Origin of the sequence: Comamonas halotolerans, from assembly GCF_030162935.1 — a bacterium.
GTDB lineage: Bacteria > Pseudomonadota > Gammaproteobacteria > Burkholderiales > Burkholderiaceae_C > Comamonas > Comamonas halotolerans.
In genome coordinates, this window is record NZ_JASAUZ010000073.1 from 64,375 (window position 1) to 85,710 (window position 21,336).

Annotated in this window: 20 protein-coding genes, 3 tRNA genes and 1 pseudogene; 8 read left to right on the forward strand and 16 right to left on the reverse strand. The window is 55.6% G+C overall.

The genetic code is table 11. The features are described from left to right. Nucleotides 1-41: 41 nt before the first annotated feature. Both QEP11_RS17865 and aat read right to left on the reverse strand, forming a co-directional pair. A complete protein-coding gene (locus QEP11_RS17865) occupies nt 42-776 on the reverse strand; it encodes an arginyltransferase (RefSeq protein WP_284338001.1) in 735 nt (244 codons plus the stop codon). After that, entirely contained in the window at nt 773-1,528 is a 756-nt protein-coding gene (gene aat, locus QEP11_RS17870; RefSeq protein WP_284338002.1) for a leucyl/phenylalanyl-tRNA--protein transferase, read from the reverse strand. Before aat ends, QEP11_RS17865 begins: the two co-directional genes overlap by 4 nt. A 197-nt stretch (nt 1,529-1,725) precedes the next feature. Here aat and QEP11_RS17875 point away from each other — a divergent pair, with 197 nt between their 5' ends. After that, on the forward strand, nt 1,726-2,046 hold the full coding sequence (locus tag QEP11_RS17875) for a hypothetical protein (protein ID WP_284338003.1): 321 nt from the start codon (nt 1,726-1,728) through the stop codon (nt 2,044-2,046). Nucleotides 2,047-2,128: 82 nt separating this feature from the next. On the opposite strand, the gene QEP11_RS17880 is transcribed toward QEP11_RS17875, so the two are convergent. From QEP11_RS17880 to QEP11_RS17900, 5 genes are all read right to left on the reverse strand, one after another. Further along, on the reverse strand, nt 2,129-4,252 hold the full coding sequence (locus QEP11_RS17880) for a sensor domain-containing protein (RefSeq protein WP_284338004.1): 2,124 nt from the start codon (nt 4,250-4,252) through the stop codon (nt 2,129-2,131). Between the two features lie 136 nt (nt 4,253-4,388). Next, nucleotides 4,389-4,464, reverse strand: a tRNA-Asn gene (locus QEP11_RS17885). Nucleotides 4,465-4,508: 44 nt separating this feature from the next. Further along, a tRNA-Asn gene (locus tag QEP11_RS17890) sits at nt 4,509-4,584 on the reverse strand. Between the two features lie 41 nt (nt 4,585-4,625). After that, a tRNA-Asn gene (locus QEP11_RS17895) sits at nt 4,626-4,701 on the reverse strand. A gap of 73 nt (nt 4,702-4,774) precedes the next feature. Further along, nucleotides 4,775-5,209, reverse strand: a complete 435-nt coding sequence (locus QEP11_RS17900; RefSeq protein WP_349816788.1) for a YbaN family protein — start codon at nt 5,207-5,209, stop codon at nt 4,775-4,777. A 415-nt stretch (nt 5,210-5,624) separates the two neighbouring features. On the opposite strand from QEP11_RS17900, the gene QEP11_RS17905 reads away from it, so the two are divergent. The 3 genes and pseudogenes from QEP11_RS17905 to QEP11_RS19055 all read left to right on the forward strand — a co-directional run. Further along, entirely contained in the window at nt 5,625-6,398 is a 774-nt protein-coding gene (locus QEP11_RS17905; protein ID WP_284338088.1) for an SDR family oxidoreductase, read from the forward strand. Nucleotides 6,399-7,015: 617 nt separating this feature from the next. Continuing rightward, nucleotides 7,016-7,924, forward strand: a complete 909-nt coding sequence (locus QEP11_RS17910; protein WP_284338089.1) for a LysR family transcriptional regulator — start codon at nt 7,016-7,018, stop codon at nt 7,922-7,924. A 42-nt stretch (nt 7,925-7,966) separates the two neighbouring features. After that, nucleotides 7,967-8,074: pseudogene (locus tag QEP11_RS19055) on the forward strand (IS5/IS1182 family transposase); the annotation flags it as partial. Between the two features lie 49 nt (nt 8,075-8,123). Here QEP11_RS19055 and QEP11_RS17915 read toward each other — a convergent pair. After that, nucleotides 8,124-8,294 carry a DUF3149 domain-containing protein gene (locus tag QEP11_RS17915; protein ID WP_284338005.1) on the reverse strand — a complete coding sequence of 57 codons (171 nt, stop codon included), beginning with the start codon at nt 8,292-8,294 and terminating at the stop codon, nt 8,124-8,126. Nucleotides 8,295-8,510: 216 nt separating this feature from the next. On the opposite strand from QEP11_RS17915, the gene QEP11_RS17920 reads away from it, so the two are divergent. Continuing rightward, complete coding sequence (locus tag QEP11_RS17920; protein ID WP_284338006.1) at nt 8,511-8,972, forward strand: DUF2721 domain-containing protein; 462 nt, start codon at nt 8,511-8,513, stop codon at nt 8,970-8,972. Nucleotides 8,973-9,058: 86 nt separating this feature from the next. Here QEP11_RS17920 and QEP11_RS17925 read toward each other — a convergent pair whose 3' ends face one another. Continuing rightward, the gene (locus QEP11_RS17925; RefSeq protein ID WP_284338007.1) at nt 9,059-9,976 is read right to left on the reverse strand and encodes an HTH-type transcriptional regulator ArgP; all 918 of its coding nucleotides are present in this window, start codon (nt 9,974-9,976) and stop codon (nt 9,059-9,061) included. Between the two features lie 70 nt (nt 9,977-10,046). Between QEP11_RS17925 and QEP11_RS17930 the strand changes: the two genes are divergently transcribed. Continuing rightward, nucleotides 10,047-10,691, forward strand: a complete 645-nt coding sequence (locus QEP11_RS17930; RefSeq protein WP_284338008.1) for a LysE/ArgO family amino acid transporter — start codon at nt 10,047-10,049, stop codon at nt 10,689-10,691. A 321-nt stretch (nt 10,692-11,012) separates the two neighbouring features. Here QEP11_RS17930 and QEP11_RS17935 read toward each other — a convergent pair whose 3' ends face one another. Further along, nucleotides 11,013-11,798, reverse strand: a complete 786-nt coding sequence (locus tag QEP11_RS17935; protein ID WP_284338009.1) for a MetQ/NlpA family ABC transporter substrate-binding protein — start codon at nt 11,796-11,798, stop codon at nt 11,013-11,015. Between the two features lie 179 nt (nt 11,799-11,977). Here QEP11_RS17935 and QEP11_RS17940 point away from each other — a divergent pair, with 179 nt between their 5' ends. Further along, nucleotides 11,978-12,193 carry a DUF3820 family protein gene (locus tag QEP11_RS17940; RefSeq protein WP_284338010.1) on the forward strand — a complete coding sequence of 72 codons (216 nt, stop codon included), beginning with the start codon at nt 11,978-11,980 and terminating at the stop codon, nt 12,191-12,193. Between the two features lie 59 nt (nt 12,194-12,252). On the opposite strand, the gene QEP11_RS17945 is transcribed toward QEP11_RS17940, so the two are convergent. The 3 genes from QEP11_RS17945 to QEP11_RS17955 form a co-directional block, all read right to left on the reverse strand. After that, nucleotides 12,253-12,759 (reverse strand): ABC transporter substrate-binding protein, encoded by a 507-nt coding sequence (locus QEP11_RS17945; protein ID WP_413788750.1) that lies wholly within the window; start codon nt 12,757-12,759, stop codon nt 12,253-12,255. A gap of 328 nt (nt 12,760-13,087) precedes the next feature. Next, nucleotides 13,088-13,801, reverse strand: a complete 714-nt coding sequence (gene serB / locus QEP11_RS17950; RefSeq protein ID WP_284338011.1) for a phosphoserine phosphatase SerB — start codon at nt 13,799-13,801, stop codon at nt 13,088-13,090. Between the two features lie 194 nt (nt 13,802-13,995). Next, on the reverse strand, nt 13,996-14,889 hold the full coding sequence (locus tag QEP11_RS17955; protein ID WP_413788751.1) for a LysR family transcriptional regulator: 894 nt from the start codon (nt 14,887-14,889) through the stop codon (nt 13,996-13,998). Between the two features lie 303 nt (nt 14,890-15,192). On the opposite strand from QEP11_RS17955, the gene QEP11_RS17960 reads away from it, so the two are divergent. Then, nucleotides 15,193-15,777: a class I SAM-dependent methyltransferase gene (locus QEP11_RS17960; protein WP_284338013.1), complete on the forward strand. Its 585-nt coding sequence runs from the start codon at nt 15,193-15,195 to the stop codon at nt 15,775-15,777. A gap of 196 nt (nt 15,778-15,973) precedes the next feature. Here the strand turns inward: QEP11_RS17960 and QEP11_RS17965 are convergent, their stop codons facing one another. From QEP11_RS17965 to mfd, 3 genes are all read right to left on the reverse strand, one after another. After that, the gene (locus QEP11_RS17965; protein ID WP_284338014.1) at nt 15,974-16,888 is read right to left on the reverse strand and encodes a bifunctional GNAT family N-acetyltransferase/nucleoside diphosphate kinase regulator; all 915 of its coding nucleotides are present in this window, start codon (nt 16,886-16,888) and stop codon (nt 15,974-15,976) included. A gap of 138 nt (nt 16,889-17,026) precedes the next feature. Further along, a complete protein-coding gene (locus QEP11_RS17970; RefSeq protein ID WP_284338015.1) occupies nt 17,027-17,683 on the reverse strand; it encodes a hypothetical protein in 657 nt (218 codons plus the stop codon). Nucleotides 17,684-17,748: 65 nt separating this feature from the next. After that, a complete protein-coding gene (mfd, locus tag QEP11_RS17975; protein WP_284338016.1) occupies nt 17,749-21,222 on the reverse strand; it encodes a transcription-repair coupling factor in 3,474 nt (1,157 codons plus the stop codon). Nucleotides 21,223-21,336: the final 114 nt, after the last annotated feature.

Consider the following 21,336-nt stretch of genomic DNA (forward strand, 5'->3'; position numbering starts at 1 on the left):
CGCACATCATTGGCGTTGAGGGTTGTCTTCGGTAGGTCGACTCAAATTTTGTCGACACGATGCCACAGGTTGTCGCGTAAAACTTCATGGGGGCGAAACAGAGCCTTGTAGCGCATTTTGGCCGATTGCTCAATCCAGTAGCCCAGGTACACATAGGGCAGTCCCATGCTGCGCGCAAAAGCAATTTGCCACAGCACATTGAATGTGCCGTAGCTGGCGCTCGGGTCAGGTTCGTAGAAGGTGTAAACCGCTGATAGCCCATCTTCCAGAAAATCAATGATGGAAACCATCCGCAAAGCATTGTCTGCATGCGGATCGCGGAATTCCACCAACCGAGATTCCACACGACTTTGCAGCAGGAACTGGGTGTATTGCTCGACGTTGTCATGGTCCATGCCGCCGCCGCTGTGGCGCGCACGCTGATAGCGTTGGTACAGGTCGTAGTGTTCTTGTGAATAGTGCAGCCGCTGTACGCTGACCTCCAGAGCTGCGTGTTGTTTGGTGGCGCGACGTTGGCTGCGGGTGGGGACGTATTCGTCGACCAGCACACGCAAGGGCTGACACGCCTTGCATTGGCTGCAATAAGGTCGATAGGTGAACAAACCGCTGCGGCGAAAGCCTTGTCTGACCAGGGCTGAGTACACCTCTGCTTGAATCAAGTGACTGGGCGCCGCGACCTGTGAACGAGCCTCCTGCTGCGGCAGATAACTGCAGGGATAAGGGGCAGTGGCATAGAACTGCAAGCTGTAGTGCGGCAGATCGTTGAGCTGTGTCATGCGTTGGAAGTCTTCAGCAAAACGGAATCCCAGTATACGGGCTTGAAATTCCAGTCCATGTTTGGGCACTGCTGCTGGATGGTGGCTTCGTTCAGGAATGCAGCGCGAGGCAGCTCTCGTGCCCCCAGTGATGCCAAGTGAGCGGTCGCTTGCTGGCAGTCAATTTGGGTTGCACCATGGTGGCGGCACAGGCTTACCAAGGCAGCCAGGGCGACTTTGGAAGCATCGCTCGCATGGGCAAACATGGATTCACCATACACAGCCTGCCCCAACGCTACGCAATACAAACCGCCCACCAGTTGGTTGTTGATCCATGTTTCCACAGAATGTGCCCAACCTTGCTTATGCAGCTCACAGTAGGCGTCGATGATGCTGGGCACAATCCAGGTGCCATTCTGGCCTGCGCGTGGTGTGTTGGCGCAGTGCTCCATCACTTGGCGAAAACTGGTGTCAATGCGCACCTCATAACCAGGCATGTGCGCGAACTTGCGCAGAGTTTTGCGCAAGGACGGATGCAAGCGAAAGTCCGCAGTCTTGAGCACCATCCGAGGGTCTGGTGACCACCACAGGTTGGGCTGCCCTGGGCTGAACCATGGAAAAATCCCTTTTTTGTAAGCTGCTAGTAAATGCGCAGCATCCAATGTGCCTCCAGCCGCCAATAGGCCGGGCATGGGGGTGCTGTCATTCCAGGCCATGGAGACAGGAGGGAAATCGTCTTCAGCTTCTAGCCAAATCAAAGGTGGCTCTTGCATTCTTGCTATAGAAAATATATTTTGTGCGCTTGTGCGAAGTAATGACTGAATTGCCTCAAGCGCCGTAACGCTCCTACAGTCATCACTGTCCTTGAGGGACAAGAGCATGGCGCTTGAGTCGCTATGGTTACGTCAGTGTCTTTGGAGAGCATTATGTGATGCAACTCCTAACAGATACGGATGAAGGAGGTCCAATCATGTTTTCCTTGAGCCTTTTTGGCGTAGAACCCCGCTACATCCGTCGTGCACGCGCTTACTTGGAAGAGGCGCGCATGGCCATGCTTGAACACACGATTGCGGCAGAGAACTACCAAGCTTCTGCAGCGATGTACGCTGAGCGTGCACGACGCCTGGAAGGGGAAATTGCGCTTTGGGAGGCAGGGCAGAAAGATGCTGATGTGATGGAGCCTGTGTACGAAGGCGCTCCCACATCAGCAGAACATGGGCGTTTGGAATCAAGCAGCAAGCATGTATTGCCCAAGGGCAAGTCTGCCGTGGGTATTGTGCGAGCTGCATAACACTGCACACGCATAAAACGTTTCCAGGGGCTTTGCAGGAAGCCCTTTTTTGTGTCAACGTTGCATTGTGGCGTTCATGCGCTCAGTCCTGCAGGACTATGCTTTGCATGACCGGGTTCAAGAGTTGTATGGCTTGTTCGGCATTGACGGCGGGGCTGTACAAAAAACCTTGCGCAATTTCGCAGCCCGCATGCATCAGCATTTGACGCTGTTGCTCGGTTTCCACTCCTTCTGCAATCACCTCAAGGCCCAGCTTGGGGCCTAGTGCTGCAATCGTCTGCACGATGGCGCAGATGGTATGTTCATCCACCATGCGGCTTACGAAATCGCCATCGATTTTCAAAGCATTCACCTGGTAGTCGCGCAGATGAGATAGTGAGGAGTGACCTGTTCCGAAATCATCCAGTGCCACGCGAACCCCAGCCCGCTTGAGAACATTCAATGCTCGCAATACAAAGGCGGAGCCTCGGTCGGCGAGCATGTGCTCGGTAACTTCCACTTCCAGCAAATGTGCAGGAATTCCATGTTGCTGCATACGTCGCAGCAAGCGTTCGGCATAGTCATCGCGCAGGAACTCTACAGGTGAAGCATTGATGGATACGGGAACCACGCGCAGGCCGGCAGCTAACCAGTCAGCGATGTTCTTGAATACCTGTGCGTGTATCTGTTCGGCAAGCTTGGTGGCCAGCTCGTAATCACTAAAAGCTTCTTCCACTGTGCAAGGAGACTGTGGTCCATCTGTTGGGCTGTGCCATCGCAGCAGGGCTTCAAAGCCCGTAATCGTGCCATTGTCCAAGCGTACTTTGGGTTGGTAGTATGCGTGGACATTGTTTTCGCGGACAATTTGCCGAGCCAAATTGAGTTGGGTTGCGGTGCGCTCTGCAGCAGCCATCATGTCTGCATGGAAGATGCGGACGCCTCCACGCCCTCCGGCCTTGAGGTCATTGAGTGCGGTGTCGGCCTTTTTCATGAGGTTGGATGCATCTCCTGCATCGCGCGGAAACATGGCGCAACCGATGCTCATGCCCCCATTGATCACTTTCCCGTTGTAATGAATCGGGGCATTGATTTGTATGAGTGCTCGCTGGGCAACAGCAGTCAAAGAGCTTTCGTTGACTGTGTCGTGAATCAGAACGGCGAACTCATCCCCCCCCAGGCGAGCGACAAGTCCTTCTTGGTCAATGCTATTTTCTAGTCGCTTGGCCAAAACGCGCAGCAAATGATCTCCGGCAGGGTGGCCAAGCGTGTCGTTGATGTGTTTGAAGTGATCAAGGTCGATCAGCATCAAGCCCACGCTGTGATTTTCGTCGCGTGCCTTTTGAAGCTTTTGGAGCAGCTGGCGATTGAATGCGCGGCGATTGGGTAGCCCGGTGAGCTCATCTCGCTCGCTAGTGATGCGCAGGCGCCGTTCTGCTTCGCGCTGCAATGTCACATCGCGTGAGACGCACAAAATTCCGATCGTGCTGCCATTCTCGTCTTTCATGGGAGTGAGAATGTTGTCCCAATGCTGGTGGGAGGACCCAGCCACACTGTAGCCAGCAAAGCGCGCATTTTTTCCCGAGCGTGCTGCTTGCAGAGCGCGTAACCCGCGCTGGCGTACATCGGCCGGAAGCAGGTCCAGCCACTTCATGCCAAACCCCGTCTCCCCTTCAGGAATGCCAAGCGCAGCGCAGCCTGAGCGGTTCATATGGCTCAATGTGCCATCGGTGCGCATCAGCTTGATGCAATCCACGCTGACGTCGAGCATGCTGTTTTGCAATTTGGCATTTGCCGCCTGAGCGGCCTGGGCAAGCACCTGATCGTGAATATCGGTGCATGAAAGCACAACGGGAGCATTGCAGCCTGTGCGGCTATGGCTCAAAGCGAGAACCCAGCGGTACTCGCCTGTGTTGTGCTGCATGCGTATTTCGGCTTTGAAAGCGAGGCCTGATTGATGGCTGTGCAACCAGCGATGCTGGGTTGCTTCTCTTTCGTCGGGATGTACCAGTTGTAGCCAGTTACTGACCAATGTGTTGCCTATGCACTCTTGCCAGGCATGATTGCAGTACGTGTGTTCGCCTTGCTGCCACCAAATCATGTGTGGCATGGCATCCAGCGTTTTTTTCACCAGCAAATCGGGTGAGTGCGATTGTGTAGGTTGAGGCAACGCAGTGTGTTTGGGGCGTGCGATATCGCGTGTGGTCTGACTGAAAGGGGGGTTATCCATGGCAGGTCCCGTTTTTGCTGTGAGCATAACTTGCACCTGTGATGATCCATGTTTCAGTAAGTAGCGAATGTCAGCTGTCAGCCAAAGATGAGTCAGAAAATAGAAAAGCCAAGCATGTGAATGCTTGGCTTTTATGTGGCTCCCCGACCTGGGCTCGAACCAGGGACCTGCGGATTAACAGTCCGTCGCTCTACCGACTGAGCTATCAGGGAATATTTCGGTATTGCCTTGATCTTTGATTGCAAGGCGACAATTTTGGCTCCCCGACCTGGGCTCGAACCAGGGACCTGCGGATTAACAGTCCGTCGCTCTACCGACTGAGCTATCAGGGAATAACCGGTAAGTTTTGCAGTTGCAAAACTAGAAATCTTGTTGGCTCCCCGACCTGGGCTCGAACCAGGGACCTGCGGATTAACAGTCCGTCGCTCTACCGACTGAGCTATCAGGGAACAAGACCTAGATTATATACATGGATTTTTGGTGCTTTCGAAAGTTGCCTCAAAAATGTGGAGCAATCGAAGCTTATGCCGGTTCGGGCCGATGCCAAAGCCAGAGCAAAACCACGGCCATACAAGAGCAGGCCAGAAGGCGCACCCACATGGGAGTGGGGGTGAGCCACAAAATGGCGGCGCAGACAGCCATCATGGCAGCTGCACTGCGCTTGGCCCGGCGGCTGACGATGCCACCAGCAGCCCAGTTTTGCAACATGGGGCCAAACAGCGTGTGGTTCCATAACCAGGCGTGCAAGCGTGGTGAGCTGCGCATGGCTGCCCAGCCTGCCAGCAAGACAAACACTGTGGTGGGTAAACCAGGAATAAATACGCCGGCAATGCCTAGGGCCAAAAAAAGCGTGGCCAGAATTCGCAGCAAGCAACGCATATACCAGCGGCGCGCAACCTGAGGGGCTGGCGGCTCAGCATGCGAACTTTGTGTATCAGGCTTGGCAGGCAAGGACATGCTGTGATTGTGCCTGCGCAGGCCACAGGCTTGGGACTTGCAATACGGATGTGCCTTCAAAACCAGCGCTTTTGCAGGGTGGCCTGATGGGGCAATATGTGTTTCGGCAGCGTACGCACCCATCCGGCTCTAGGCGTGGCGCACGTTGCGAAGGCAGCGGAGATGTATTTTCCAGGCGCATTTCCAGCGCATCGGCATCGCCCTGGCGTATCCATGCTCCGGCGTGCGGATTTGCCGTTGGGTGGTGGATTGGAGATTTAAACGATGCCAGAGATGGGCTGGATGCGTATGGCCATGCTGCCCAATGAAAATCGATTGGATTGATTTTCTGGATGATCCATCCAAAAACGGGCACTTTATCCGCTGCCTCTGTCTTCCTATGCTGGGAATTCATCAACCCATGAAGGAGATATCCATGGCAGACCATTCCATCAAAGGCAAGGTCGTTCTCATTGCTGGAGGTGCCAAGAACCTCGGAGGCCTGATCGCGCGTGACCTGGCTGAGCAAGGCGCCAAGGCCGTTGCCATCCACTACAACAGCGCTTCCTCAAAAGCTGAGGCCGATGCGACCGTTGCCGCTATTCAGGACTGCGGCGCGCAGGCCGTGGCATTGCAGGGTGACCTAACTACCGCAGGCGCTGTCGAGAAGCTGTTTGCCGATGCTATTGCGGTCGTGGGCAAGCCGGACATCGCGATCAACACCGTCGGCAAGGTGCTCAAGAAGTCGATCATTGAGGTTAGCGAAGTCGAGTATGACGAGATGGCCGCAGTCAATAGCAAAACAGCCTTTTTCTTCCTCAAGGAAGCCGGCAAGCACGTTAACGAGAACGGCAAGGTGCTGACACTGGTCACATCGCTGCTGGGGGCGTTTACGCCGTTCTATTCTTCCTATGCTGGAACCAAAGCGCCAGTGGAGCACTTTACTCGTGCGGCAGCCAAGGAATTCGGTGCACGCGGTATCTCGGTGACGGCGGTCGGCCCCGGTCCGATGGATACGCCGTTCTTCTATCCGGCCGAAGGGCCCGACGCGGTGGCCTATCACAAGACGGCCGCAGCCCTCTCTCCGTTCAGCAGGACCGGCCTGACCGACATTGGGGACGTAGTGCCCTTCATTCGCCATTTGGTCAGTGATGGATGGTGGATCACAGGACAGACCATCCTCATCAATGGCGGCTACACCACAAAGTAGGCACTTGTTGGCAGGCGTGGCCATGGTCACGTGTACTGCCTGCGGATGGGTGCTCCTTTCGCTTCAAACTGCGAGCCGAACTTTCGGCGCCATCCACAGGCGTACAGCAGACCAAGCCAAAATTAATTGGCTAGGAATTTGCCGAAAATGGTAGCTATCACCCATCAAGAAGTTCGGAAAACATTCCCTTCGGCGACAAACACCGGCGTGCGTCGATTCGTTGGCTCAACGGCGATCATTGCAGAAGCCTCTGCCAATGTAGGCAAGGCATTGGCTGAATCAGGTCCGGTCCGATGCAGAAGCCAACGTAGCCCATCAATGTGGTGCGGGTGGATGACTATGGCACCGTATGGGACGACCGCTGCCGTCGCGACGTCTGCGGCCCGGTGGTGGGTGGTCAACTTTGCTGAACTGGAGGCTCGGGTAGCATTGAATCGATCACGCCTGAGACACCAAGTGATCGTCTAGCTGTTTGGCCGGCTTCCCTGCGCAACAATTTGCTGACGCTCGACCTCGACGGAAGAATAGCCCTTTCTCGACAGGGTGGCTTTGCCGGTTGAACCGCAGAGAAGCGAATTCAGCCAGTCAGGGCAGTGAGTGGTGCCTGAGGGAAGATGATGGACAGATTTGATCAATACCGTATTTTCGTTCAGGTTGCTGAGATGGGCAGCTTCATCAAGGCGGCGCATGCGCTGGAAATGCCGCGCGCGTCCGTCTCAGCAGCCATCCAGCAGCTGGAGGTACAGGTGGGGACTCGCTTGCTGCATCGAACCACGCGTCAGGTTAGCCTGAGTGCCGACGGAGTGCAGTTGCTTGAACGCGTGCGCGAACTGTTGGTCGATGTGGAAAACATCGAGCAGATGTTCTCTACCAGCCAGCGCCAGGTGTCGGGGCAACTACGGATCGACGTGCCCAGCCGCATCGCGCGCAGGCTGATTGCGCCGGCATTGCCGACATTGTTGCAACGGCATCCGCGATTGCGGCTCATCCTCGGTTCGAGTGATCGCGCTGTCGATCTCGTGCAGGAAGGTATCGATTGCGCGGTGCGCGTCGGCACCTTGCAGAACACAAGTCTTGTCGTTCGGCCCCTGGGCAAGCTTGGACTGATCAACTGTGCCAGTCCTGCCTACTTGCAGGATCAGGGCATTCCAAAGCATCCCGATGATCTGGGCACCGGTCATCGGATGGTGGGCTATGCTTCTTCCACGACCGGACGCCGGTCGCTCTGGGCGTATCTGTCCGGAGATGGCGTCGAACATGCCGTGGCCGTTCCCAGTCAGGTGGTGACGAACAACGCCGAGAGTTACATTGCCTGCTGCCGCGCGGGCTTGGGGCTGATTCAAATTCCTCGTTTCGACGTCCAGTACCTGCTCGACGCAGGAGAGCTGGTAGAGGTCATGCCCACTTATCGACCAGCCGCCATGGCAGTGTCGCTGCTCTATCCGCACCGGCGTCAGCGCTCACGGAGATTGGCGGTGTTTTTGGACTGGTTCCAGGAGCTGGTAGAAGCGCATCTGGAGACTTGACGTGCAAACATGGCGGATGGCTTCAAAGCTTCAGCCTTTCGCGCGGGTCTGGTGCATACGATTATGGGCACATCAGGCAACGTCAACGATGTCGTGAAGCTCAGTTCTGCGAAATGCAGCACGGGAGTCATCGGGAAACAAAAAAGGCCTGCTAATTCGCAGGCCGCCTGTACATTTCGCGCAGCAACGCGCATGCTGACTAATTTTTTGTGACAGGTGCTTGAGGTTTCTTGCTGGCGTCAGTGCCGCTCTTGTTGATCTTGCCCATGAAGAGTACGGTGAAGTAAATCCACATGGCAATCAGGATCACGATAACGATCAGGCTCATCAGGCCGTAATCGGTAGAGATCAAATCGATGAGCATCTTCATAGCCAGCATCCTCCGCAATCAGTCGTGAGTTGATAAAAATTTGGTACCACTATCGCGTGCGGACTGGGAGGGCCGTTTGCGACACATCAAAGATGCAAACTAGCGACTTTGCGCTAGAGCAAGTGTCTGGATGCCTGGTCCGGCCACTTTTTTGCATACCATCACCACATTACCGATAGGCGGTATCAAACTTTTGTTTTCATTGGACAACGACAGATGATTGACCCTTCCAGCGTCACACACAGTGTGCAATTAGCGGTAGCACCTGTTTTCTTTTTGACGGCGGTTGCTGGCATGATCAGCGCCGTGGCCGGACGGCTTGCACGCATCATTGATCGCGCACGGGTCATGGAGGAACGGGTGCGATCCAGCACGGACGAAGAGTTCATTGATCGAGGCTTGCGTGAACTCAATTACCTGCGTACTCGTGGCCGGATTGCCAACTGGTCGATTGGCTTGCTGACGTTGTGCGGATTCTTGATCGGTTTGACGATCGTCTTTTTGTTTGTAGGCCAGGCCTGGGTGGCCGAGCAGGGGCACCAGGTGGCAGTGTTCTCCTTCCTGGCGGGCGTCGTCTCGTTCATTGCGGCCTTGGGCTGCTTTATGTGGGAGACCGTACTGGCCACAGATTTGCTAAATTTCAATGTGTTGGAGACCGGGCGCAAGATGCGGCATTGAGCGAATGGCCTGCTTAAAAAAAAGTAATGCCGACGCAAATAAAAAAGGGGGCTTCAGGCCCCTTTTTTATTTGGTGTGAATGCTGCTCAATCTTTGGGATCAATGGGGTCCAGCCATGCTTGAGCGGCATTGATCACACATTGGGTCAAACGCTCAAGACCAGCTTGGGCATTGCGCGCATGGGCCCAGTAAAGGGGAACGGAAATGCCGCTGTCAGGCACCAGTTCAACCAGCCGCCCATCATCCAAATGTTCCTTGATAAGTACGGTGGGATGCATGCCCCAGGCCATTCCCTCCAGGCTGGCACGCACAAATGCGTGAGCAGACGGGACCCAGTGACGCGGTGGTGAATGTCGAGCGGTTACGCCTTGCTGGTGTAGCCACTTGTCCTGCATGGCATCTTTGCGGTCATAAGTCAGCATGGGTGCAAGCGACAAAGTCTGGGCGTTAACTCCAGCTTCGCCAAAGTGACGTTCGATGAATAAGGGGCTGGCCGCTGCCACGTAGTGCATATTGGCCAATGGCCAGATGTTGCAGCCTGTGATGTGGCTGGACGAAGCTGTCACTGCGGCCATCACATCACCTTCTTTGATGCGCTTTGCCGTGTGGTCCTGGTCGTCAATGCTGATGTCCAGCAGTTCATTGCCTCCCTGGGTAAACGCAGCCATGGCATCCACAAACCAGCTGTTGAGTGAATCGGCATTCACTGCCAGCTTGAGGGTGGGACGGGCCACCTGGCCTTCAGGTACGAGTTCGGGATTGTTGCGGCGCAGCTCATTTTCCAGCAAGGCCACCTGCTCCACATGCAAACACAGGCGACGGCCGGCTTCGGTGCCTGTACTTGGAGTGCCACGCATGACCAGTACCTGTCCCACACGCTCTTCCAGCAGCTTGATGCGCTGCGAGATTGCTGATGGTGTGACGTGCAGCTTGCGGGCTGCACGATCAAAGCTGCCCTCGCGCAGCACAGCGGCTAATGCTTCCAGTCCGGCGTAATCGAGCATGTAGTAAAACTTAATTCAATTGAGATTGTTTAATTTTACTTATGTTGTTCTGTCTTTGAAAATTGGGGGAATGTGGACTGCAAACATTACTACTTCATGGCTGGCCGGTTTTACCGTGTGCCTGTCGCTCATCATCTCTATCGGCGCACAGAACCTGTATGTGCTGCGTCAGGCCGTACAAGGTCAGCACGTGCGTGCCTGTATAGCGTGGTGCGTGGTCTCTGATGCCATTTTGATTGCCTTGGGCGTGGCTGGCATGGCGCAACTGTTGAGCAGTCAGCCGGATGTGGCGTTGTGGCTAGGTTGGGGGGGAGTATTGTTTTTACTGGGTTACGGTAGTTTTGCGTTATGGCGCATGTGGGCAGCCCCCGATGCGTCCATCGTGGTGGATCGCTCGCAGGTGGCGCCTCGAGGTTTGCTGGGCGTCATCAGTGCTTTGGCTGTGATCACACTGCTCAATCCCCATGTCTATCTGGATACTGTGGTGCTGGTGGGCTCTATCGGTGCACGCCAGGAAGGGCATCTGAAGTGGATGTTTGTCTTTGGCGCAGCTTGTGCCAGCTTGATCTGGTTTGCATTGCTCAGTTTTGCAGCCCAGCGCATGCGTAGCCTGTTTGCCAAACCAATAGCGTGGCGGGTGCTGGATGGTGTCACGGGCATCATGATGCTGGTGTTGGCTTATTGGGTGTGGCAAGGCTTGCCTCAGCGTGCATAGCCGCGTAAAGTGACCCTAAAAAAGCCCGCAGTCAGTGCCTCGGGCTTTTCTTTTTTCTTTGAGAGTAGGCCTGCCTGCAGTGCAGTCTTGCATTGCCAGTTTTTGTGTGGAGACGGGGATAGCGGCAAAAGCGGAAGTGATCGGAGATAGAGTGCATGGCTGTTTTTCTGTACCCGATTCTGATTCAGTTTGCTAGGTATTGGCGACTGTCTCGGTGCTTGCAGACACAGATGTCGAAATCAAGCGAAACAATAAAAAAAGCGCTACCGAAGTAGCGCTCTTGAGGAGTGGCTGGCAGTTTGCCAACATTGGGTACAAAGCTTAGAACGCAGGGACTACTGCTCCCTTGTATTTTTCTTCGATGAATTTTTTGGTCTCAGCCGAGTGCAGAGCCTTCATCAGCTTGGCAATGTCTGCACCATCAGCGCGATCTTTACGTGCAGCCACGATGTTGGTGTAAGGCGAGTCTGCATTTTCAATGAACAGCGCATCCTTGGTGGGGTTGAGCTTGGCTTCGATGGCGTAGTTGGTGTTGATCAGAGCCAGGTCCACGTCAGCCAAGGCGCGTGGCAGCAAAGGCGCTTCCAGCTCCTTGAACTTCAGCTTCTTGGGGTTTTTCACCACATCCAACGCGGTAGCGCTCAGGTTGTTGGGGTCTTTCAACTCGATCAGGCCTTGCTTGGCCAGCAGCAGCAATGCACGGCCGCCATTGGATGGATCGTTGGGAATGGCCACGGTAGCACCGTTCTTCAGATCCGCCACGTTCTTGATCTTGTTGGAGTAGGCTCCAAAAGGCTCAACGTGCACTTTGCCATTGGGCACTTGCACCAAGCTGGTCTTGCGGTCCTTGTTGTAGCTGTCCAGATAAGGCTGGTGCTGGAAGAAGTTGGCATCCAGCTGTTTGTCTTCCACAGCAGCGTTGGGTTGCACGTAGTCGCTGAACTCCCGCACTTGCAGCTCCAAGCCTTCGGCCTTCAACTGGGGCTTGATGAAGTTCAAGATTTCGGCATGAGGCACAGCGGTGGCAGCTACCTTGAGTACGTCGGCGGCGTGGGCAGAAAGCGCCAAAGTGGCGATGGCTACGGCAGTCAGAGTCTTCTTCAACATGATGGATTCAGTTCCTGTGACAGAGAAAATGCGTTTTTGCATCCAACCCTGTCAGCCTGATTGGCTGCAGCAGGGATTGGCGCAAGTTTAGCGGTGTGGCACCGACTTGTATCAACAGAATGGTAATTTGGTTATAAAGAAAGTGGTTTTTATGCAAGATACTGATGCTCAGGTGTGCCATGCAAGCTGAAGATCTGGAGAAATTGGTCACCATCCGTATGCCTTTTGGGAAGCACAAAGACCAACTTATTTGTGATTTGCCGGGCAACTATCTGGCCTGGTTCGGACGGGAGGGCTTTCCCAAAGGGCAGATTGGAGATTTGCTGCTGCTGATGCATGAGCTGGATCACAATGGCCTGCGCAGCTTGCTGGAGCCACTCAAACAACAGCGCTAAAAACAACAACGCCCCGCTGGCATGCCAGCGGGGCGTTGTCTTATCGATTTTAGGCTGAATTACAGTGCAGCAGCGCGTGCAGCTTCGGCCTTCGCCTTGGCTTCATCCAGCTTCTTTTGCAGTTCGGCCGCTTCTGCTTCGGCAGCCTTGGCTTCGGCTTCAGCCTTGGCTTTGGCTTCCGCTTCAGCAGCGGCCTTATCGTCACCACTGAACGCGCCAGCGATGGCGTTGCCTGCCACAGTACCAACTACGGCACCAGCTGCAGTGGCGGCCATGGTGCCCATCAGGCCGGAGCCTGCAGGACGTGCTGCAACGGCAGCGGGTGCAGCCGCGGGAGCTGCAGCAGCAGGCGTAGCTGCAGGGGTGGCTGGAGTAGCAGGCGTGGCGGGCTTGGCAACAGCAGTTGGTGCTGCGGGAGTCGCGGGCTTGGCCGGTGCCTTGTTGATGGCAGCGGGGCGCACCGACTTGCCACCACCCATGCGCTTGGCGTGGGCCAACGAAGGCGCAGCCATGGCGGCAATAGTTACGGCGATCACAGAAGCGGTGGTGCGAAAAGATGTTTTCACTGAGGTTCCTGAAAAAAGGAGATCAATCAACAGAAGTCATGTAATGACCGCAGAACGCACAAATGCGTGCTGTTGAAGATTACATGGGGGATAGGAGTGCGCTTTGCAAGCCTGGGTTCCCGTAAAGCACGGGTAAAGCTTGCCGCGCAGGGCGCACACGTTGATATGTTGGCTTTATAGGTGTGAGGCAGACATTTTAAGGATTGATGGAGCCGCTCAATCAAAAAAAGAGCGGCAAACGCTTGAAAACAAAGGACTTCCGTGTGAATTCATGGAAAGTCCTTATATTTCTTGCGTCTGCCGCCTTGGGCTGAAGCTGCGGAGGTACTTATTTCAGGATTTCCAGCAATCGGTCCAAGCCGCCTTCATTGATGCAAACCTTGGCTTCCGCACGGACGCGAGGCTTGGCATGGTAGGCTACCGACAGGCCGGCAGCCTGCATCATGGGAATATCGTTGCTGCCATCGCCGACGGCAATGCATTGCTCAGCGGAAATACCCAACAGGCTAGCGACTTCCAACAAGGTGCGTCGCTTTTCTGCACCATCGCAGATGTCTCCCCAGGCTTGTTCGACCAACCCTCCGGTCAGCACTCCACCGTCCATCTCAAGCACGTTGGCTCGTACATAGTCGATACCCAGCAGTTCGCGCACATGTTCGGCGAAGAAGGTGAATCCACCAGAAACCAGCAGCACTTTCAAGCCAGCAGCCTTGGCTGTTTGCACCAATGTTTCTGCGCCTGGAGACAGTTGCAGGCGCTCAGCCAGCACGCGCTGCATGTCGGTTTCAGTCACACCCACCAGCTTGCCCACGCGTTGGCGCAGGCTGTCTTTGAAGTCGGTGATTTCACCGCGCATCGTGGCTTCCGTGATAGCTGCCACTTCGGCCTTCTTGCCTGTGGCATCGGCAATTTCATCAATGCACTCAATGGTGATCAGCGTGGAGTCCATATCAAAAGCAATCAGTTTGTAATCTCTGAGCTTTTGAGGCGCTGGGATGTTCTGAATGGTTAGGCCAGGGGCAAATTCGGTAGAAGCAGGCATGGACGGTGCAAACGTTGAGAGGGCGATCAGTTCGTGCCACACATTGGTGGCATCGGCTGGGGGCTAATTATCGGCGGTTTAGGAAGAATGGCTGAAGAGTTCGGTGGCGCTCACTGCGTAGTCGCGGCATTCACCTCAAAAGAGCAAGTTCTGTGGGGTTCCACCGCTGGCTGGCATCAATCGGCAGGGTAGTGTCAGTGTTGCGAAAACTGTTTCAAAACCTTTAAGACGGAGGCTACCGGTGACTGCGGGGCTGCCGTGTGTCTGTAAGCAAGAGCCATCGGACGCATGAGTAATGGAGCGAGCTGACGAATAGTGACTTCCGTGGAAGCTCGAAGATCTTCCACTTCCTGGCTAGGCAGAAGTACAGCGCTTTGTTTTGCCAGGGCCAAACTCTTCAATGCGCCTGGATAACTGATGCTCAGATATGGCCGGGAATGATATCCAGCAAGTCCAAACCATTTGGAAATCAATCGGTGCAGCTGGCTTTCTGGTGCAAAACTGGCCCATCGTTGTTGAGAAAGCCACTGAGGTGTGATTACATCGGGAATCTCCCAATCACCAGGGAGCACCGCCACCACAGTGTCTTCTCGCCACACATCAATACGCACGTCAGTGTCTGCACCATAGCGTTCAAGGGCGATGATGCCGAGTTCCAGAGTGCCAGCGCTGATCCGTTGCAGGGCAGTTGCAGAGCTCAGGACTTCCAGCCGAATTTCAATTTCTGGGCACTGTGACGCGAGACGGTCAAGTACGCGCGGCAACAACTGTGTGTCAACACCAGCAGAAAGGCCGATGCTGACAAGGCCTGTCAGGCCGAGACTGTAGCGTCGAACCTGATCAGCGAGTGCATCACTTGCTGACAGGAGTTTGCGTCCTTCCTGAACGAGCATGGCACCAGTGGCGGTCAGTTCCACTTTCTTTCTGCTTCGAACAAGTAGCTGTGTCTCGAAGCGAGATTCCAGCTCTTTGAGGTGCAGGCTGATAGTGGGTGGTGCGAGGTGCAGTGCTTGTGCGGCGGCGGCCAAGGTGCCTAAATCGGCAATGGCAACCAGCGTTTGCAGCTGATCAAGATTGAGATTTCGCATCAGATTTTCTGAATTAAATATTCATTGAATTCAACTTTACGGATGTTATGGCAGATGCGAGCATGCTTGCATGTTTAAAAAAGAAAGAAGCAAAAAGTCTGAATGCGTGCACACGCACACGCCACAGTCAGTTGACGGCCAAAAGGCTCACCACACTGCCAGGGCAGAACATGGCGTTGTGTGCTGGTGGCAATGGCTCAAGAAGAGGTTGCAAAGTGCAGAGCAGAAAATCACCACCAGTTATCGCATTCCCCCTCATGGTGGATGACTCCTGCCACCTTGTCTTGCAACTCTTCACACCTTATGTTTGCAGACCCCTGGCTTGAGCGTTGGCTGCCGCTGGTTGTAGAGCGCAGCCAACATGCCCCAGTCCTTGAGATGGGGTGTGGCTATGGTGACGACACAGTCACCTTGGTGAATGCAGGCTTGAATGTATTGGCTTTCGATATGCAACCGACGTGTGTAGCCATGACCAAAATGCGTGCACCCAAGGCAGATGTTGAATGCAGAGATATTCGCACCGCATTTCCCCAGAACTTGCCGAAGTTTGCCGTGATTGTGGCAAGTCTTTCGCTGCATTACTTCAGCTGGGAACAAACCCAAGCCATCATTCAAAAAATCAGGTTCAGTCTTTTGCCGGGAGGACTCTTGCTTTGCAGAGTGAATGCCACAGATGATCACAATTTCGGTGCTGGCACGGGATTGCAAGTCGAAGCAAACTTTTACGCAGCACAAAAACAGATGAAGCGCTTTTTTGATGAGGACGCGCTAGAGCGTCTGTTTGCAAAGGATTGGCGCGTGCTGTCGCGGGAACACATCATTACCAACAAGTATGTGCAGGCCAAAGCACTCTGGGAGCTTGTGCTTGAAAAGCCTGGCAACGAATGATTCCCGCTGGAGTAGGCGGACATCCGCATGTAGCGCGGCTGTGCAGGCCAACATGAGCCAATGCAGCCCAAGCTTTGCGAGAGGTTCAGCCATTGAGAGAACAAACTACACAAACTACACGCTTGCTGTTTCATCGTACGCTCAGCTTTGCGCGTGTAGTGTCCCGTTTCAACGAGTGGCGATTGGTGCAGCACACTTATAAATGAAAGTCACCCGCCGCCTCTGGCTGATAAAGCACTTTCTCAATCCGAATGTGGCAGGTGCGATCTGGCACGCGCCAGTCGATGGCGTCGCCTTCCTTGTAGCCCAGAATGGCGGTGCCAATGTCGGAGCAAATCGACAGCTTTCCAGGGCTGCCATCGGCATCTTGGGGGTAGACCAGATTCACTTCCACTTTCTCGTCGTCAAGGCGCAGCAAGGCTCTTGTGTTCATTGTGACTACATCGCTTGCCACCTGTTGTGCGTCAACGATGACGGCCCGCTCAATCTCGTGCTCCAGCTCGACAACGTCCGGGCCTTGCTCGTGCATGATCAGATTTCTGAGCCGTGCCTGATCGATTTCGGTAATGTGGATTTTTTCATAGCTGTCTCCGGCAATACCTTCGCGCAATCGCTGGAGATAGCGGTCTGAGGTCATCGCATAGGACTTGATCGTGGCCGTTTCCCCTTCAAGCTGGAAGCCACAGCGCAGAAAAGCTTTCAGCGATCGTGTGTTGTCTGGGTGGATTTTGGCAATGAGCTTTTCGGCACGCATGTCAAAGAAGGCGAGCTTCATGCCTTCATGCAAGGCACTGCTGCCAAGCTTGCGCCCCCATTTTTCACGGTCACCAACGACGAGGACGATTTCACAGTCTGTCCCTGTTTTGATGAGGCGAACGAATCCCACAGGCTTGTCGTGGCGGTCGTAGGCCATGAAAAAGCGGCCACCCTGATTGAAGAGATGAGTCAGGACCGGCAATTGCACCCGACCCACAGCTTGTTCAATGAAACGGGAAACGTGGCGTGAATCACTCAGATGGCGGGTGACATTTTCGTCTTCCATCCAGTCCATCAAATCCAGCGCATTGGCCCGCGTGATCTCCGGGCATAGAGAAATGAAAGGCTTGCTCATCTTCACCACCGTTGGTTGCAAGAATGAAAGCCTTTCATGGCCACGGCCATGGCCATGACGGTTCTTTCTAAAGAGTGCTTATTCTAAGGCTGTGCCCAAGGCGGTGAACCGGACTGCATGTGCGGGAGCAAGCTGCGCTCATTTTTTTCCGTAGAGATACAGATCGTCCGACCAGGTTGCCAGCCATTGCGGTTTGTAAGCGACAAACACAGCACACATCATGCCGGTGACGACGGCATCTCCCCAGGCCATCAGCCAGTGGGCAATAGTGGAAAGGTCCTCATTCACGCCCGGCAAAGTGTGGCCCAAAGACGCAGACATCAGGCCTGCAGCAAACAAACTGACTACGGTTCCGACAAAGCCGCGTCCAAAGATGTAGACAAACACACGGGTGCCCAACCAGCGGCGCAGCAGCGCTCCCCACAGCATCGCCAGGCTTGCAGGTACCAGGCCGTGCCACACCACCATGCGCATGGCTTCTGTAGCTGACAAGTTAGGCGAGAGTGCCCAGGCTATGGCACCCACCGCACACAAAGCTGGCACAGCCAGAGGCCAGCCTAAGCAAAGCATGATCAGGCATGCACCGGACCATTGCAGTTGCAGTGGCATCTGATGCAGTGTGGGCAGGGCCCACAGCCAGGGAAGTACCACCAGGGTGGCGAGCAGTGGCGTCCACAGTGGAGAACTATCACCATGGTTTGGGGTGACAAGAGCTTTGCGGTTGCCGAGCAGGCGCCATGGCCGCATCAGCAATGCTGTTGCAAGAGCAAGCAGGAGCAGGGTGAATTCCAGCATGCAGAGATTGTGCGTGCGCTCCCTGATCTTGGCTACCTGCTTGTGCAGACGGCGACTGATTTACCTCAAGCCTTATTGGGCTGGCCCAGACTGCGCAGCACATCACGCACCAACTGTGCTCGCGCCTTGGGATCTGGAAGCTCGCGTTCGATGCGCAGCTTGTCATTGCCTGCCAGCTTGATGTGCTTGTTCTTCTGTATCAGACTGATGATCTGCATCGGCTCAATCGGTGGATTGGGCTTGAAGGTGATGTTGATGACACCTGGCGCTGCATCCACCTTGATTACGCCATAGGGCTCGGACAGCACGCGCAGGCGGTGCGTGTCGATCAGTGTCTGCGCCTGTGCAGGCAGCTTGCCAAAGCGATCAACAATTTCTTCCAGCAGGTTGTCGATCTGGTCCGAGGTTTTGGCAGTAGCCAGCTTTTTGTAGAACGAAAGGCGCAGATGCACATCACCGCAGTAGTCATTAGGCAGCAGAGCGGGAGCGTGCAGATTGATTTCAGTGGTGGCCGACATGGGCGAGAGCAGGTCGGGCTCTTTGCCATTCTTCAAACTGCGCACGGCTTCTGCCAGCATCTCGTTGTAGAGTTGGAAGCCGATTTCCATCATATTGCCGCTCTGGTTTTCACCCAGCACCTCGCCAGCTCCGCGAATTTCCAGATCGTGCATGGCCAGATAAAAACCGCTGCCCAGCTCTTCCATTTGCTGGATGGCCTCCAGGCGTTGTTGGGCTTGCTTGGTCAGACTTTCCACATCCGGCACCATCAGGTAGGCATACGCTTGGTGATGGCTGCGGCCCACACGACCACGCAGCTGGTGCAGTTGTGCCAGCCCGAACTTGTCCGCGCGGCTGATGACGATGGTGTTGGCGGATGGCACGTCAATGCCGGTTTCAATGATGGTGGAGCACAGCAAGATATTGAAGCGCTGGGCCACAAAGTCACGCATCACACGTTCCAGCTCGCGCTCAGGCATCTGTCCGTGGGCGACGGCGATTCGGGCTTCAGGCAGGATTTCCTCCAAAGCCTGGCGGCGGTTTTCAATTGTCTCCACCTCGTTGTGGAGGAAGTAAACCTGACCGCCGCGTTTGAGTTCGCGCAGCACGGCTTCACGGATCACGCCCTGGCTTTCCGAGCGCACAAAGGTTTTGATGGCCAGTCGTCGCTGTGGTGCTGTGGCAATCACGGACAGGTCACGCAGACCCTCCAGTGCCATGCCCATGGTGCGCGGAATGGGGGTGGCCGTGAGCGTCAGCACATCCACCTCCGCGCGCATGGCCTTCATAGCCTCTTTGTGGCGCACGCCAAAGCGGTGCTCTTCGTCAATGATGAGCAGCCCCAGGTCTTTGAACTTGACCGAACTGGACAGCAGTTTGTGGGTGCCGACCACGATATCGACCGATCCTTCACCCAAGCCTTGCAGGGCCGCATTGACTTCTTTGGTGGTGCGAAAGCGTGAAACCTCGGCCACGCGCACCGGCCACTTGGAAAAACGGTCAATCAGTGTTTGATAGTGCTGCTCGGCCAGCAGTGTGGTGGGGGCCAGAAAAGCCACTTGCTTGCCACCCATGGCAGCCACAAAAGCGGCGCGCAGGGCAACTTCAGTCTTGCCAAAACCCACATCACCGCAGACCAGTCGGTCCATGGGTTGGGGGCTGACCATGTCATGGATGACTGCGTGGATGGCAGCCTTCTGGTCGGCTGTTTCCTCAAAGCCGAAGTCCTGCGCGAACTGCTCGTAGTCCTGGGGGCTTAATCGGAAGGCATGGCCCTGGCGTGCGGCACGGCGTGCATAAATGTTGAGCAGCTCGGCAGCCGCATCGCGCACCTGCTCGGCGGCCTTGCGTTTGGCCTTTTCCCACTGGCTGCCGCCCAGGTTGTGCAGCGGGGCAGATTCTGGAGTCACACCGGTGTACCGGCTGATATGGTGCAACTGGCTGACGGGCACATACAGCACCGCATCCTTGGCGTATTCCAGATGCAGGAACTCTTGCAGCGCGGGCGTGCCATCTTCGTTTTTCTGGCCAACGTCCATGTTGATAAGGCCGTGGTAGCGCCCAATGCCGTGCTGGCTGTGCACCACCGGGTCGCCCACCTTCAGTTCCGACAGGTCTTTGATTAGCGCATCGACATCGCTGACCTGCTCCTGCTTTTTACGGCGGCGGGTGGTGCCTGAACTGGAGAACAGTTCGGTTTCGGTGACAAAGTCGATGCCGGCTTCGATCCACGCAAAGCCGCGCATCAGACTCGAAGTGGCAATGCCTATGGGCTCGTGTGCGGTGCTTTGAAACTCGAACAGCGAGTCAAATGCAGGCGGATTCAGCTGCGAAGAGCGCAAAAAGTCCAGAAGGCTTTCACGGCGGCCATCACTTTCGGCCAGCACCAGCACGCGCCGCTTGGCGTTGTGTACATGCTGCTGCAGGCGCTGCAGGGGTTCTTCGGCGCCGCGCATCACAGACAAGTCAGGCAGTTTCTGGAAGATGGCGCTGTCTTGCACATCGTCCACGCCGGGACGTAGCGCCAGCTGGGGATGCGGCTTGGCAATGCCGTAGAACTGCTCGGCACTCAGGAATAGGGTTTCTGGGGGCAGTGCGGGTCGCTCTGGGTCGCCTTGCACCAGCCGGTAGCGTTCTTTGGTGTCTTGCCAAAATCGTAGGAAGGCCGCTTCCAGGTCTCCATGCAAAACCAGAGTGGCTGCATCGCCCAGATAGTCGAACACCGTTGCGGTTTCATCAAAGAACAGTGGCAGGTAGTACTCGATACCAGCGGTGGCCACACCCGCACCCATGTCTTTGTAGATGCGGCTGCGTGTGGGATCTCCCTCCAGCAACTCGCGCCAGCGGTGACGGAACTTGGTGCGCGCGGCTTCGTCCATGGGGAACTCTCGCCCCGGCAACAGGCGCACTTCCTGCACTGTGTCCAGGCTGCGCTGGTTGTCTGGGTCGAAGATGCGGATGGAGTCAATCTCGTCGTCAAACAGGTCCACCCGGAAAGGCACATCCGAGCCCATGGGGAACAAATCGATCAAGCCGCCGCGCACGGCATATTCACCGTGGCTGACCACTTGCGATACATGCTGGTAGCCCGCCAGCGTGAGCTGGGCTTTGAGCTTGGCTTCGTCGAGCTTCTGTCCCTGTTTGAACCCAAAGGTATAACCCGCCAAAAAAGCTGGGGGGGCCAGGCGGTAGAGTGCGGTGCTGGCAGGCACGAGCACCACATCTGCGCCTTGCGCGCGGTCGCGCTCGCGGATGCGCCACAAGGTGGCCAACCGTTCGCTGATCAGATCCTGGTGCGGGGAGAACGTGTCGTAAGGCAGAGTTTCCCAATCCGGGAAGAGGGCGCAGCGAAGTTGCGGTGCAAAGAACGCCATTTCATCAATCAGGCGCTGGGCATCGCTGGCGTCAGCGGTAACGATGGCAGTGATGCGACCTGCCGCTTTCTCACGCGCAGCCAGACGTGCTAGCAGCAGCGCATCAGCGCTGCCAACGGGCGTAGGCAAGGAAAAACGTTTACCGGGCGTGAGTTTGGGCAGATCCATGGAACCAGAAAATCCTGATAGGGTGGGCAGCGATGCCGCACCAGGGTGTCGGAATGCAATGTGCAGCCCGCAAAAGAACGCGGAAATGTGCACCGATGTGGCGGGCGCCAAGCA